13 protein-coding genes and 1 riboswitch are annotated in these 12,433 nt (G+C 72.2%); all 13 genes read left to right on the top strand.

Going from position 1 to position 12,433, the window contains the following annotated elements:
- The first annotated feature begins 8 nt into the window (after positions 1-8).
- The gene (locus tag AC4BGE_RS14035; RefSeq protein WP_490575675.1) at positions 9-1,373 is read left to right on the top strand and encodes a hemolysin family protein; all 1,365 of its coding nucleotides are present in this window, start codon (positions 9-11) and stop codon (positions 1,371-1,373) included.
- Entirely contained in the window at positions 1,370-2,419 is a 1,050-nt protein-coding gene (locus AC4BGE_RS14030) for a hemolysin family protein (protein ID WP_490572178.1), read from the top strand. The genes AC4BGE_RS14035 and AC4BGE_RS14030 overlap by 4 nt, the downstream gene beginning before the upstream one ends.
- Before the next feature lie 35 nt (positions 2,420-2,454).
- Entirely contained in the window at positions 2,455-3,030 is a 576-nt protein-coding gene (gene clsA, locus AC4BGE_RS14025; protein WP_490572179.1) for a cardiolipin synthase ClsA, read from the top strand.
- Positions 3,027-3,908 (top strand): DUF881 domain-containing protein, encoded by an 882-nt coding sequence (locus AC4BGE_RS14020; protein WP_490572180.1) that lies wholly within the window; start codon positions 3,027-3,029, stop codon positions 3,906-3,908. The genes clsA and AC4BGE_RS14020 overlap by 4 nt, the downstream gene beginning before the upstream one ends.
- Positions 3,905-4,237: a small basic family protein gene (locus AC4BGE_RS14015; RefSeq protein WP_490572181.1), complete on the top strand. Its 333-nt coding sequence runs from the start codon at positions 3,905-3,907 to the stop codon at positions 4,235-4,237. Before AC4BGE_RS14020 ends, AC4BGE_RS14015 begins: the two co-directional genes overlap by 4 nt.
- Positions 4,230-4,964: a DUF881 domain-containing protein gene (locus AC4BGE_RS14010; protein ID WP_490572182.1), complete on the top strand. Its 735-nt coding sequence runs from the start codon at positions 4,230-4,232 to the stop codon at positions 4,962-4,964. Before AC4BGE_RS14015 ends, AC4BGE_RS14010 begins: the two co-directional genes overlap by 8 nt.
- Positions 4,965-5,019: 55 nt before the next feature.
- The gene (gene gcvH / locus AC4BGE_RS14005; protein WP_490572183.1) at positions 5,020-5,406 is read left to right on the top strand and encodes a glycine cleavage system protein GcvH; all 387 of its coding nucleotides are present in this window, start codon (positions 5,020-5,022) and stop codon (positions 5,404-5,406) included.
- A gap of 108 nt (positions 5,407-5,514) precedes the next feature.
- Positions 5,515-6,033 carry a zinc-ribbon and FHA domain-containing protein gene (locus tag AC4BGE_RS14000; protein ID WP_490572184.1) on the top strand — a complete coding sequence of 173 codons (519 nt, stop codon included), beginning with the start codon at positions 5,515-5,517 and terminating at the stop codon, positions 6,031-6,033.
- A gap of 62 nt (positions 6,034-6,095) precedes the next feature.
- Positions 6,096-6,794 (top strand): transcriptional regulator FtsR, encoded by a 699-nt coding sequence (gene ftsR / locus AC4BGE_RS13995; protein ID WP_490572185.1) that lies wholly within the window; start codon positions 6,096-6,098, stop codon positions 6,792-6,794.
- A gap of 67 nt (positions 6,795-6,861) precedes the next feature.
- The gene (locus AC4BGE_RS13990; RefSeq protein ID WP_490575674.1) at positions 6,862-7,302 is read left to right on the top strand and encodes a bifunctional nuclease family protein; all 441 of its coding nucleotides are present in this window, start codon (positions 6,862-6,864) and stop codon (positions 7,300-7,302) included.
- 217 nt (positions 7,303-7,519) lie between these two features.
- Positions 7,520-8,092: a MerR family transcriptional regulator gene (locus AC4BGE_RS13985; RefSeq protein ID WP_490572289.1), complete on the top strand. Its 573-nt coding sequence runs from the start codon at positions 7,520-7,522 to the stop codon at positions 8,090-8,092.
- A gap of 45 nt (positions 8,093-8,137) precedes the next feature.
- Positions 8,138-8,234: riboswitch (glycine riboswitch) on the top strand.
- 77 nt (positions 8,235-8,311) lie between these two features.
- Positions 8,312-11,185 (top strand): aminomethyl-transferring glycine dehydrogenase, encoded by a 2,874-nt coding sequence (gene gcvP, locus AC4BGE_RS13980; protein WP_490575673.1) that lies wholly within the window; start codon positions 8,312-8,314, stop codon positions 11,183-11,185.
- A complete protein-coding gene (locus AC4BGE_RS13975; protein ID WP_490575672.1) occupies positions 11,182-12,432 on the top strand; it encodes a serine hydrolase domain-containing protein in 1,251 nt (416 codons plus the stop codon). Before gcvP ends, AC4BGE_RS13975 begins: the two co-directional genes overlap by 4 nt.
- Position 12,433 lies beyond the last annotated feature (1 nt).

The following is a 12,433-nucleotide window of genomic DNA, read 5'->3' as shown; positions in this document are numbered from 1 at the left end:
GTCCCGCGGTGACGCCGTGGATCCTCCTGTCGGTCTCGCTGCTGCTGATGATCGCCTGCGGGCTCTTCGTGGCCGCGGAGTTCTCGTTGGTCACCGTGGACCGCAGTGCCGTCGACCAGCTCGTGGAGCAGGGCGACGGGGGAGCGGTCGGGGTCCAGCAGGCGTTGCGCACCCTGTCCACCCAGCTCTCCGGAGCCCAGGTGGGCATCACCATCACCAACCTGGCGATCGGGTTCCTGGCGGAGCCGGCCGTCGCCCAGCTGGTCGACGGACCGCTGCTGGCGCTCGGCACGCCGGAGTCCTGGGTGACCCCGCTGGCGGTGGCGCTGGGGCTCGTCCTCTCCACCTTCTTCACCATGCTCGTCGGCGAGCTGGTGCCCAAGAACCTCGCTATCGCGGTGCCGCTGGCGACCGCGCGGGCCACCCAGGGGTTCATGCGGGGCTTCACCACGGTGATGGCCTGGCCGATCCGGGGCCTGAACAACTCGGCCAACGCCATCGTGCGCCGGCTGGGCGTCGAGCCGCAGGAGGAGCTCCGCTCGGCGCGCAGCAGCCAGGAGCTCGCCTCCCTGGTCCAGCGCTCGGCCGACGAGGGGACCCTCGACGCCGAGACCGCTGAGCTGATGGAGCGCTCGGTGGAGTTCGGGACGCGCACCGCGGGGGAGATCATGACCCCGCGGGTGCGGACCACCAGCGTCGAGGCCGGCGACCGGGCCGCCGAGGTGATCGCGCTGGCCCGACAGACCGGTCACTCCCGCTTCCCGGTGCTGGACGCCGAGGACAACGTCGTCGGCACGGTGCACATCAAGCACGCCGTCGCACTCCCGGTGCACGAGCGCCCGACCACGCGGGTCAAGCACATCATGGTCAAGCCGATCGTGGTGCCCGACTCCCTGCGGCTCGACCCGCTGCTGGCGCTGCTGCGCCAGGACGGCTTCCAGATGGCGGTGGTCCTGGACGAGTACGGCGGTCAGGCCGGGATCGTCACCCTCGAGGACGTGGTCGAGGAGATCGTCGGCGACATCTCCGACGAGCACGACCGCCTGGGCGACCGGGCCCGCCGCCGCCGCGACGGGACGTGGTCGCTCTCCGGGCTGCTGCGCCCCGACGAGGTCGAGGACGCCACCGGGATCGAGCTGCCCGAGCACGAGGACTACGACACCGTGGCCGGCCTGGTGGTGCGCGAGCTGGGGCGGGTGCCGTCCGCCGGCGACACGGTGCACGTCGTCGTCCCGGTCCGTGACGAGGACGGCGAGGTCGAGCAGCGCCCGGTCACCCTCGCAGTGGAGCGGATGGAGGGGCTGCGGGTGGACCGGGTGTCCCTGACCCCGCCCTCCGCGGCGCCGGCCCGGAGCGAGGGGGTCGACTCGTGAGCGATCTGGTCGCCATCCTCCTGGCCGTGCTGCTGCTCGGCCTCAACGCCTTCTTCGTCGGCGCCGAGTTCGCGCTCATCTCCGCGCGGCGCAGCCAGATCCAGCCGCGCGCCGAGGCCGGCTCCGCGATGGCCCGCACCACCCTGCGGGCGATGGAGCAGATCTCGGTCGTGATGGCCGGTGCGCAGCTCGGCATCACCATCTGCTCGCTAGGTCTCGGTGCCGTCGGCGAGCCGGCGGTCGCCCACCTGCTGGAGCCGCTCTTCGCCCGGCTGGGGGTCCCCGAGGGCCTGGTGCATCCGGTCGCGTTCGTCATCGCCATGACGCTCGTGGTCTACCTGCACGTGGTGCTCGGCGAGATGGTCCCCAAGAACCTCGCCATCGCCGGGCCCGAGCGCTCGGCGCTGCTCCTGGGCCCGCCGATGATGGTGGTGGTGGCCCTGCTGCGCCCGGTGATCGTGACGATCAATGCGTGCGCCAACGCCATCCTGCGGATGCTGCGGATCGAGCCGAAGGACGAGGTGACCTCCACCTACACCCGCGAGCAGGTGGCGGCCCTGGTGGAGGAGTCACGCGGCGAGGGGCTCATCGAGGCCCACGAGTACGACCGCCTCGCCGGCGCCCTGGGCTTCACCGAGAAGTCGGTGACCTCGGTGCTGATGCCGCCCCGGAGCCTGACCACCGTGCCGCGGGGGAGCACCGTGGCCACGGTGGAGGAGGTCTGCGCCGCCACCGGCTACTCCCGCTTCCCCGTGGAGAGCGAGGACGGCGACCTGCTCGGCTACCTGCACATCAAGGACGTGCTGGAGACCGACGAGGCCCGACGCCAGCGGGTGGTGGACGACAAGTGGATCCGCCCCTTCGCCACTGTCCGTCCCGAGGTGCCCCTGCACACCGCGCTCGAGGCGCTCCAGCGGCGCGGCGCCCACATGGGCCGGGTCATCGGCCGGGACGGGACGCTGCTCGGGCTGGTCACGCTCGAGGACGTGCTGGAGGAGCTGGTCGGGGAGATCCGGGATGCTGCGCACCACGACGAGCCGGTGTGAGCGCGGGGCTGGAACTGCTGGATAGGGTTCACCGGGTGTGGACGGTCCCGAACATCCTCAGCCTGCTGAGGCTGGCGAGCATCCCGGTCTTCCTCTGGCTGGTCCTCGGACCCGAGGCGGACGGCTGGGCTCTCGCGCTGCTGATGCTCTCCGGCATCACCGACTACCTGGACGGCTACCTCGCGCGGGTGCTGGACCAGCGCTCCGAGCTCGGTGAGCTGCTCGATCCCGTCGCGGACCGTCTCTACATCCTCGCGGTGGTGGTGGGGCTCGCCCTGCGCGACGTCATCCCCTGGTGGGTGGCCCTCGCCCTGCCGTTGCGGGACCTGGCGCTGTGGGGGCTGGTGCCGCTGCTGCGGACCAGGGGCTACACCTCCCTGCCCGTGCACTTCCTGGGCAAGGCGGCGACCTTCAACCTCCTCTATGCGTTCCCGCTGCTCTTCCTGGGCGAGGGCGACGGCGTGGTGGCGACGCTGGCCAACGTCTTCGGCTGGGCCTTCGCGCTCTGGGGGATCGGCCTCTACTGGTGGGCCGGGCTCCTCTACGCCTGGCAGGTCCGCACCCTGCTGCTGACCACCCCACCCCTCCCGCGGCCGGAGGCACGACGATGAGCGACCCCCCGGAGCGGAAGTCGGCCCCCCTGCCACAGCACGTGACCCTCCCGCTGCTCTCCCTGATCACCGAGCAGTCGATGGACGAGGACTACCAGCACGCCGCCGAGCGGCGGCGGCAGCGGCCGGTCCCCGAGGACGCCGACCAGCACCGCAGGCGGCGTCTGGTGACGGCGGCGGTGGTCGGTGTCTTCGGGGTGCTGGTGGCCGTCGCGGCCGTCCAGACCTCGCGCAACGCCGACGTCGACGCGCTGGGCCGGGCCAGCCTCGTCTCGCGGATCCAGGAGGGGCGCACCGACGTGCGCGAGCTCCAGGACAGGGCGGGCGAGCTGAGGGTGAGCAACGCAGCCGCCGAGGAGGGCCTGCGCGGTCTGCGGGAGAGGGAGACCGAGGTCAGCCAGCGGGTGAGCCGCCTCGGCGTGCGCACCGGCTACCTCGCGGTGCGCGGCCCCGGCGTCCGGGTGACGGTGGACTCGGCCCCGGGGGCGGTGGGTGACGACGTGCTCAAGGACGACGACCTCCTCTTCCTGGTCGACGGTCTCTGGGCCGCCGGCGCCGAGGCGATCGCGATCAACGGGCAGCGGCTCACCGCGCTCTCCTCGATCCAGAACTCGGCATCGGCGATCCACGTCAACGTGCGGCCGCTCTCGCCGCCCTACGTCGTCTCGGCCATCGGTGACCCCGACACGCTGGAGGCGAGGCTGCTGCGCACCACCCACGGCGCGGTGTTCTACGCCTTGGCGCGTTCGTTGGAGTTCGTCTTCGAGATCGAGGATGATGACGACATCGAGCTGCCGGCGGCGCGCATGCGACCGCTGCCGAACGCCCGTGAGCGCGGGCCCGAGCGGTCCGCACAGATGAAGGAGATGGGACAGTGATCGCCGCCCTCGGGTTGCTGCTCGGCATCGTCGCGGGGCTGCTGCTGCAGCCCGACATCCCCCAGGGGCTCGAGCAGTACCTGCCGATCGCCGTCGTGGCCGCCCTGGACGCCGTCTTCGGCGGCCTGCGCGCGTTCCTCGACGGCATCTTCGACGACAAGGTCTTCGTCGTCTCCTTCGTCAGCAACGTCGTCCTGGCCGCGAGCATCGTCTTCCTCGGCGACAAGCTGGGCGTCGGCAGCCAGCTCCAGACCGGGGTGATCGTCGTGCTGGGCATCCGGATCTTCTCCAACTCCGCGGCGATCCGCCGCCATCTCTTCCATGCCTGAGCCGGACGGCGCCCGCGAGCGGCTGAGGGGCGCCCTCAAGAGACCCTCGCGCTCACAGGTGGTGGTCGCGGTCCTCCTTGCGGTCCTCGGCTTCGCCGCCGTCGCCCAGGTGCGCAGCACCGAGCTGGACGACACCTACGCCGGGCGGCGGGAGGAGGACCTGATCGAGATCCTCAACGGCCTGACCGGCACCTCCGACCGGGCCCGGCGCGAGATCGCCCGGCTCGAGGGGGAGCGCCGCAACCTGCAGACCGACTCCAACGCCCGGCAGGCGGCGCTGGAGCAGGCGGCCGAGAAGCTGAAGACCCTCAACATCCTGGCCGGGCTCGTCCCGGTGAGCGGTCCCGGGCTGCGCATCACGATCACCGAGGACGAGACGCCGGTGCGCACCGACCGGCTCCTCGACATGGTCCAGGAGCTGCGCACCGCGGGCGCGGAGGCGATCGAGATCAACGACACGGTCCGCCTCGTCGCGCAGAGCTCGTTCGAGGAGGTCGACGGCGTCGTCACGGTCGACGGCGTGCCGCTGGAGCCCCCCTACGTGATCGAGGCCATCGGCGAGCCCGGCACCCTGGCGGGCGGAGTCAACTTCCCCAGCGGCCCGATCGCGGCGCTGCGCGGCCAGGACGGCGCCGAGGTGGCCATCGAGGAGCCGGGCCAGATCGTGATCGAGTCGGTCCGCGACCTGCCCCGGACCGACTTCGCCGGTCCCGCGCAGGGGCAGTAGCCTCGACGACCACCGCCCCGGGTCCGTCGGGACCCTCGAGCCAGAGGAGAGCGCGATGTACCCCGAGGACCTGAAGTACAGCTCGGAGCACGAGTGGGTGCGCAGCACGGAGGGCTCGGGCACGGTGCGGGTGGGGATCACCCACTTCGCCCAGGACGCGCTGGGTGACATCGTCTACGTCTCGCTGCCCGAGGTGGGCGAGGTGGTGAGCGCGGGGGACACCTGCGGCGAGCTGGAGTCGACGAAGTCGGTGAGCGACATCTACGCCCCCGTCAGCGGGGAGGTCGTGGCGCGCAACGACTCCCTGGACGCGACGCCCGAGCTGGTCAACAACGACCCCTACGCCGCCGGCTGGCTCTTCGAGGTCGCGCCGGCCGACCCCGCGCAGCTCGACGCGCTGATGGACTCGGCCGCCTACCAGGACGCTCTCGACCCGAGTTGAGCCCCGCTCAGTTGCACAAACTGATAGTTTCGTAGGAACCTTCACCCTCAGCCGGGCCTTGAGGGTGAGGCCCTCAGGTGCGGCCCCGGACACGGAAGCGGAGGACACATGCCGTTCTGCACGGCCTGCGGAAAGCCAAATCCCGACGACGCACGGTTCTGCGCGCAGTGCGGGTCGCCGATCGCGGGGGGAGCGGCAGAGGCCTCCGGCGACGCCGGTGCGCCGGACGCCACCACGACCATCTCGATCCCCCACGAGCGGGCAGAGAGCTCCGACCGGGCGCTGAGCCCGGTCGACGCCGCCGCCGTCGACGCCCTGCCGACCGGCTCGGCGTTGCTCGTGGTCCAGCGCGGCCCCGGAGCGGGCAGTCGCTTCCTCCTGGACACCGACATGGTGGCCGCGGGGCGTCACCCCGAGTCCGAGATCTTCCTCGACGACGTCACGGTCTCCCGCCGGCACGCGGAGTTCCGTCGTGACGGGGACACGTTCCGGGTCAGCGACGTCGGCAGCCTCAACGGCACCTACGTCAACCGGGACCGGATCGACTCGGTGGAGCTGACGGACGGCGACGAGGTGCAGATCGGCAAGTACCGCCTTGTCTTCTTCGCCGGTCACGTGACCGGCTGAGGCGCGTCAGCGTGGTCTCCCCAGCGTCCTCCGCTCCCTCCTCACGCCCCTCCCGGGGGCGGATGAACATCGGGCAGGTGCTCGACGTCCTCCGCCCCGACTTCCCGGGGATCACCATCCCCAAGATCCGGTTCCTCGAGGACAAGGGCCTCATCAAGCCCGAGCGGACCCCGGCGGGCTACCGGAAGTTCTCCCACGAGGACGTCGAGCGTCTCCGCTACGTCCTGCGCATGCAGCGTGACCACTACCTGCCGCTGAAGGTGATCGGGGAGCACCTCGACGCCATCGACCGCGGCCTGGAGCCGCCGCCCATCGAGGCGGTGGTCCCCACCGTTCCCCAGGTGGCGCTGGCCAGCGACGGGCTCCCGTCGCCCGAGTCCTTCTCCCGCCGCTCCGACGTCCGGCTCTCGCGTCGCGAGCTGCTCAAGATCGCCGAGGTCAGCGAGGAGCTCCTCGGCCAGCTCGAGCAGTTCGGGCTGATCACCCCTCGCCCGGGGACCGGTCACTACGACACGGACGCCCTGGTCATCGCCCGCACCGCCCGGGAGCTCGCCGACTTCGGCTTCGAGCCCCGCCACCTGCGCGCCTTCAAGACCTCCGCCGACCGCGAGGTGGGGCTCGTCGAGCAGGTCGTGGCTCCGCTCAAGCGCGGCCGCGACGCGGCCGCCCGGGCCCGGGCCGAGGAGGCCGTCAGCGAGATCGCGGCCCTCTCGGTGCGGCTGCACGCGACCCTGGTGAAGAACGGGCTGCAGGGATCCTGACCCTCCCACCGGTGCGGAGTAGGGTGGCGGTGTGCGCGAGGTAGACGTCATCGGAGTCCGGGTCGAGATGCCTTCCAACCAGCCCATCGTGCTGCTGCGCGAAGTGGCGGGGGACAGGTACCTGCCGATCTGGATCGGGGCCGTGGAGGCCACCGCGATCGCCTTCGCCCAGCAGGGGGTCGTCCCACCCCGTCCCCTCACCCACGACCTGATGAAGGACGTCCTGGAGGCGACCGGCGCGCCCCTGGCGGAGGTGCGGATCACCGAGGTGCGCGACAACGTCTTCTACGCGCTGCTGGTCTTCGACTCCGGTGCGGAGGTGAGCGCCCGGCCGTCCGACTCGATCGCCCTGGCGCTGCGCACCGGGGCCCGGATCGTCGTCGACGAGGGTGTGCTGGACGAGGCTGGCCTCGCGGTGCCGGCCGAGCAGGAGGACGAGGTCGAGCGCTTCCGGGAGTTCCTCGACCAGGTCACGCCCGAGGACTTCGAGGCGCCCGAGGGCGGCTGATCCCTCACCCTCATCTTGAGGTTGAGGGTTGCGACACACCGCGTGGCGCGTTGACCACCCGCGGGTGGGGGCTTACCTTGAACTGTCTTCGTTGTAACTCCAACGTTGTGGTGCCCTCGGGGCAAGACCACGGCGTCCTTCCCCCAAGGGAGTTACGCTGAGCGGAGTAGACGACGGAGGGTCCCCAGTGGGCGTTGACGAGAACAAGCAGGACAAGGTGGACGGCCTCGAGGCGGAGCGTGCCGCGGAGGTCGCCGAGGAGCAGGGTCTCCTCTTCACCGACGACGTCTCCCCGCTGCCCAGCGACGCCGGCTACCGCGGTCCCACGGCGTGCAACGCGGCCGGGATCACCTACCGCCAGCTCGACTACTGGGCGCGCACCGGACTGGTGGAGCCCACCGTCCGCGGGGCGACGGGCTCGGGGTCCCAGCGGCTCTACTCCTTCCGCGACATCCTGCTCCTCAAGGTCGTCAAGCGGCTGCTCGACGCCGGCATCTCGCTCCAGCAGATCCGCACCGCGGTCCAGCACCTGCGCGCCCGGGGCACCGACGACCTCACCCGGGTCACGCTGATGAGCGACGGGGCCTCGGTCTACGAGTGCACCAGCAACGACGAGGTCATCGACCTCCTGCAGGGTGGCCAGGGCGTCTTCGGCATCGCCATCGGCGGTGTCTGGCGCGAGATCGAGGGCACCCTCTCCGAGCTCCCCAGCGAGCGCGCGGCCTCCGACACCGCTCCGCTGCCCGGGGACGAGCTTGCCGCTCGCCGGGCCGCCCGTCGTACGGGCTGAGCGAGCAGCCTCCCCGCGCTCTGATGGTAGGTTCGCTGTCGCTGACGATCCCGCGCGGGAGAGTCCTGGTGGCAGCCGCACCAGCGCCGAAGGGGCAATTCCTCCCCGGAACCTCTCAGGCACCAAGGACCGCGTGGTCAGGCAGCTCTGAAGCGTCGCCGGGACGGGGCGTGACAGAGGGGGAGGACGACCAGTCCTCGTCCGAGCCCGGAGCGTGACATGCCCGACCAGCCCACCCCGCCCCAGTCGTCCGGAGTCGCCCCCTTCGTGGAGCGTCACATCGGCCCACGCGACGACGACGTCGCGACCATGCTGAAGGTGCTGGACCACGACTCGCTGACCAGCCTGATGGACGCCGCCGTGCCGCCGGCGATCCGCTCCGCCGAGCCGTTGCGGCTGCCGGAGCCTGTCTCGGAGGCGGCCGCCGCGGCCGAGCTGCGGAGCCTCGCCGCCGCGAACCGGGTCGCCGAGAGCCTGATCGGGCTGGGCTACCACGGCACCGTGACGCCGGCGGTGATCCGGCGCAACGTGCTGGAGGACCCGTCCTGGTACACCGCCTACACCCCCTACCAGCCGGAGATCTCCCAGGGCCGGCTGGAGGCGCTGCTCAACTTCCAGACCGTGATCGCGGACCTCACCGGCCTGCCCACCGCCAACGCCTCCCTCCTCGACGAGGGCACGGCGGTGGCCGAGGCGATGACCCTGGTGCGCCGCGCCCAGCGCAAGGCCGCCGGCCCCTTCGTGGTCGACGCGGACGCGTTGCCGCAGACGCGCGAGGTGGTGCGCACCCGGGCCCGCGCCATGGGCATCGAGGTGGTCGTCGCGGACCTCTCCGACGGTCTGCCGCAGGGCGAGCTCAGCGGCCTGCTGGTGCAGTACCCCGGCGCCTCGGGCCGGGTGCTCGACCCCCGGCCCCTGCTGGTCCAGGCCCACGAGCGGGGCGCGCTGGCAGTCGTGGCGGCCGACCTGCTGGCCCTCACCCTGCTGGAGGCGCCCGGCGAGCTGGGCGCCGACGTCGTGGTGGGCTCCTCCCAGCGTTTCGGCGTCCCGCTCTTCTACGGCGGGCCCCACGCCGGCTACATGGCTGTGCGCGCCGGTCTCGAGCGTCACCTGCCCGGCCGCCTGGTCGGGGTCTCGGTCGACGCCGAGGGCCACCGCGCCTACCGGCTGGCCCTGCAGACCCGCGAGCAGCACATCCGGCGCGACAAGGCCACCTCCAACATCTGCACCGCCCAGGTGCTGCTGGCCGTGGTGGCCGGCATGTACGCCGTCTACCACGGGCCCGACGGCCTGCGGGACATCGCTCGGCGCGTGCACGCCCAGGCGGTCCGGCTGGCGGAGTCCTTGACCGCGGCCGGGCTCGAGGTGGAGCACCCGGAGTTCTTCGACACCCTCTCCGTGCGGGTGCCGGGCGCCGCCGGGCAGGTGGTCGCCCGCGCCCGCGAGCTCGGCCTGCACCTGCGCCTGGTCGACCCCGACCGGGTCGGGCTCTCCCTCTCGGAGACCACCACGGACCAGACCCTGGCCGCGGTGAGGCAGTCCTTCGGGGTCGAGACCGCGGACGCCGGGGCCCCGGCGCGCGACGACGCGCTGCCGCCGGCCCTGCGCCGTCGTACGCCGTTCCTCACCCACGAGGTCTTCTCCACCCACCACAGCGAGACCCAGATGCTGCGCTACCTGCGCCGGCTCTCCGCGCGCGACTACGCGCTGGACCGCGGGATGATCCCGCTGGGCTCGTGCACCATGAAGCTCAACGCCACGACCGAGATGGAGCCCATCAGCCTGCCCGGCTTCGCCGACCTGCACCCCTTCGCCCCCGCCGAGGACGCCGCCGGCTACCAGCGCCTCGTCGCCGACCTCGAGTCGTGGCTGGCCGAGGTCACCGGCTACGACGAGGTGTCGGTCCAGCCCAACGCCGGCTCCCAGGGCGAGCTGGCCGGCCTGCTCGCGATCCGCGGCTACCACCAGGCGCGGCACCAGGGGTCCGCACCGGTGCGCGACGTGTGCCTGATCCCGTCGTCGGCCCACGGCACCAACGCCGCCTCGGCGGTGATGGCCGGGATGCGGGTCGTGGTCGTCAAGGCGGGGGAGGACGGCTCGGTCGACCTCGAAGACCTGCGCCTCAAGTGTGCCGAGCACGCGGAGACCCTGGCCGCCATCATGGTCACCTATCCCTCGACCCACGGCGCCTACGAGGACTCGATCACCGAGCTGTGCGACGTCGTGCACGAGCACGGCGGGCAGGTCTACGTCGACGGGGCCAACCTGAACGCGCTGCTGGGCTACGCCCGGCCCGGCGAGTTCGGCGGCGACGTCTCCCACCTCAACCTGCACAAGACCTTCTGCATCCCGCACGGCGGGGGCGGCCCCGGGGTCGGGCCGGTGGCGGTACGCGCCCACCTGGCGCCCTTCCTGCCCTCGCACCCGGAGCACCCGGAGGTGTCGCGCCGCGAGGGCATCGGGCCGATCAGCGCGGCTCCCCACGGGTCGGCCGGCATCTTGCCGATCTCCTGGGCCTACGTGCGGATGATGGGGGCCGAGGGACTGACCCGGGCGACCGCGCACGCGGTGCTCGCGGCCAACTACGTCGCCGCCCGCCTGGAGGAGCACTTCCCGGTGCTCTACCGGGGTCACTCGGGGCTGGTGGCCCACGAGTGCATCCTCGACCTGCGGCCGCTCACCCGCGAGACCGGGGTGACGGTCGACGACGTGGCCAAGCGCCTGGTCGACTACGGCTTCCACGCGCCCACCATGTCGTTCCCCGTGGCGGGCACCCTGATGGTGGAGCCGACGGAGTCCGAGGACCTCGCGGAGATCGACCGGTTCGTGGAGGCGATGATCGCGATCCGCGCCGAGATCGACCGGGTCGGTGCCGGCGAGTGGCGCCCCGAGGAGTCCCCGCTGCGCCGAGCCCCGCACACGGCGGCCGCGGTGGTGGGGGAGTGGGACCGTCCCTACCCCCGCGAGCTCGGCGCCTTCCCCACCGGCCCGGACCCCGACAAGTACTGGCCGCCGGTGGCGCGCATCGACCAGGCGTACGGCGACCGCAACCTGGTCTGCTCCTGTCCGCCGCCGGAGGCCTTCGCCGAATGATCGAGCGTCGTCAGAGCTGCCTGGACCTCGCGCAGTCGCGTGGCCGGCTCTCGTCGATCCTCGGTGCCGTCTTCGACCGCTACGGAGTCGTCTGGGCCGGTGCCTCGGGGCAGGGAGCCGGGCTGGACGGGCAGTACCGCATCGGCTCGATCACCAAGACGATGACCGCCGCGCTGGTGATGCAGGCGCGCGATGCCGGGCTGCTCGACCTCGACGACCCGGTGGGGCGCCACCTGGGCGACATCGGCTACGCCGAGGCCACGCTGCGCCAGCTGCTCAGCCACACCGCGGGCCTCCAGAGCGAGCCCTGCGGCCCCTGGTGGGAGCGTACCCGCGGCGGCGACTTCGCGGCCCTGGCCGCAGCCAACGACGGCTCCGGCCGGGTCGCCGCGCCCGGCGAGGGCTTCCACTACTCCAACCTCGGCTACGCGCTGCTCGGCGAGGTCCTGGTCCGGGTCACCGGCACCTCCTGGCGCCAGCTGGTCGTGGAGCGCCTGCTGATCCCGCTGGGAATGACCCAGACCTCCTACCTGCCGCGGCCCAACGCCCAGCCCGGGTGGAGCGTCGACCACTTCACCGGGGTGCGCCGCCTCGAGCCGCTCAGCAACACCGGCGCCATGGCCCCGGCCGGCCAGCTCTGGTCGACGGTCGCCGACCTGGTGCTGTGGGGACAGTTCCTCTCCGGCGCCAGGCCCGACATGCTGGACCCCGGTTCCCTGGAGGAGATGCTCCGCCCGGTGAGCGAGGACTACGGCCTCGGCGTCCGCCTGCTCACCTCCACGGGCGGGATCCTGGTCGGGCACACCGGGTCGATGCCGGGCTACCTCGCCGCGCTCTTCGTCGACCCCGGCTCGGGCATCGGCGCCACGGTGCTCGCCAACGCCACCACCGGGATCGACCAGGCCCAGACGGTCCTCGACCTCATCGACGGGGACTTCGTCGACGAGGTGATCGAGCCGTGGCACCCGACGGAGGCGGTGCCGGAGCCGCTGGCCGGGATCCCCGGCCTGTGGTTCTGGGGCAACACCGCCACGGAGGCGTCATGGCGCAACGGGCGACTGGAGCTGCGCTCCCTGACTCCGCCGGGCGGTCTCGACCGCTTCGAGCTGCGCGAGGGTCGCCTGGTCGGCGTCGAGGGCTACCACCGCGGCGAGACCCTCCACGTCGTACGCCGCGAGGACGGTGAGGTCTCCCACCTCGAGGCGGCCACCTTCGTCTACACGCGCAGTCCCTACGCCCTGGAGTAGT

The organism is Nocardioides sp. Z50_6 (assembly GCF_058215755.1).
The sequence above is the reverse complement of the archived record's forward strand: the minus strand, read 5'-3'. Positions and strand labels throughout refer to the sequence as shown.

Bases quoted from the DNA above. Each gene is read 5' to 3' on its own strand.
- ftsR (WP_490572185.1), top strand. From the start codon at position 6,096: ATGAACATCGGGCAGGTGCTCGACGTCCTCCGCCCCGACTTCCCGGGG.
- gcvH (WP_490572183.1), top strand. From the start codon at position 5,020: ATGTACCCCGAGGACCTGAAGTACAGCTCGGAGCACGAGTGGGTGCGC.
- gcvP (WP_490575673.1), top strand. From the start codon at position 8,312: ATGCCCGACCAGCCCACCCCGCCCCAGTCGTCCGGAGTCGCCCCCTTC.
- AC4BGE_RS13990 (WP_490575674.1), top strand. From the start codon at position 6,862: ATGCCTTCCAACCAGCCCATCGTGCTGCTGCGCGAAGTGGCGGGGGAC.
- AC4BGE_RS14000 (WP_490572184.1), top strand. From the start codon at position 5,515: ATGCCGTTCTGCACGGCCTGCGGAAAGCCAAATCCCGACGACGCACGG.
- AC4BGE_RS14010 (WP_490572182.1), top strand. From the start codon at position 4,230: ATGCCTGAGCCGGACGGCGCCCGCGAGCGGCTGAGGGGCGCCCTCAAG.
- AC4BGE_RS13975 (WP_490575672.1), top strand. From the start codon at position 11,182: ATGATCGAGCGTCGTCAGAGCTGCCTGGACCTCGCGCAGTCGCGTGGC.
- AC4BGE_RS14020 (WP_490572180.1), top strand. From the start codon at position 3,027: ATGAGCGACCCCCCGGAGCGGAAGTCGGCCCCCCTGCCACAGCACGTG.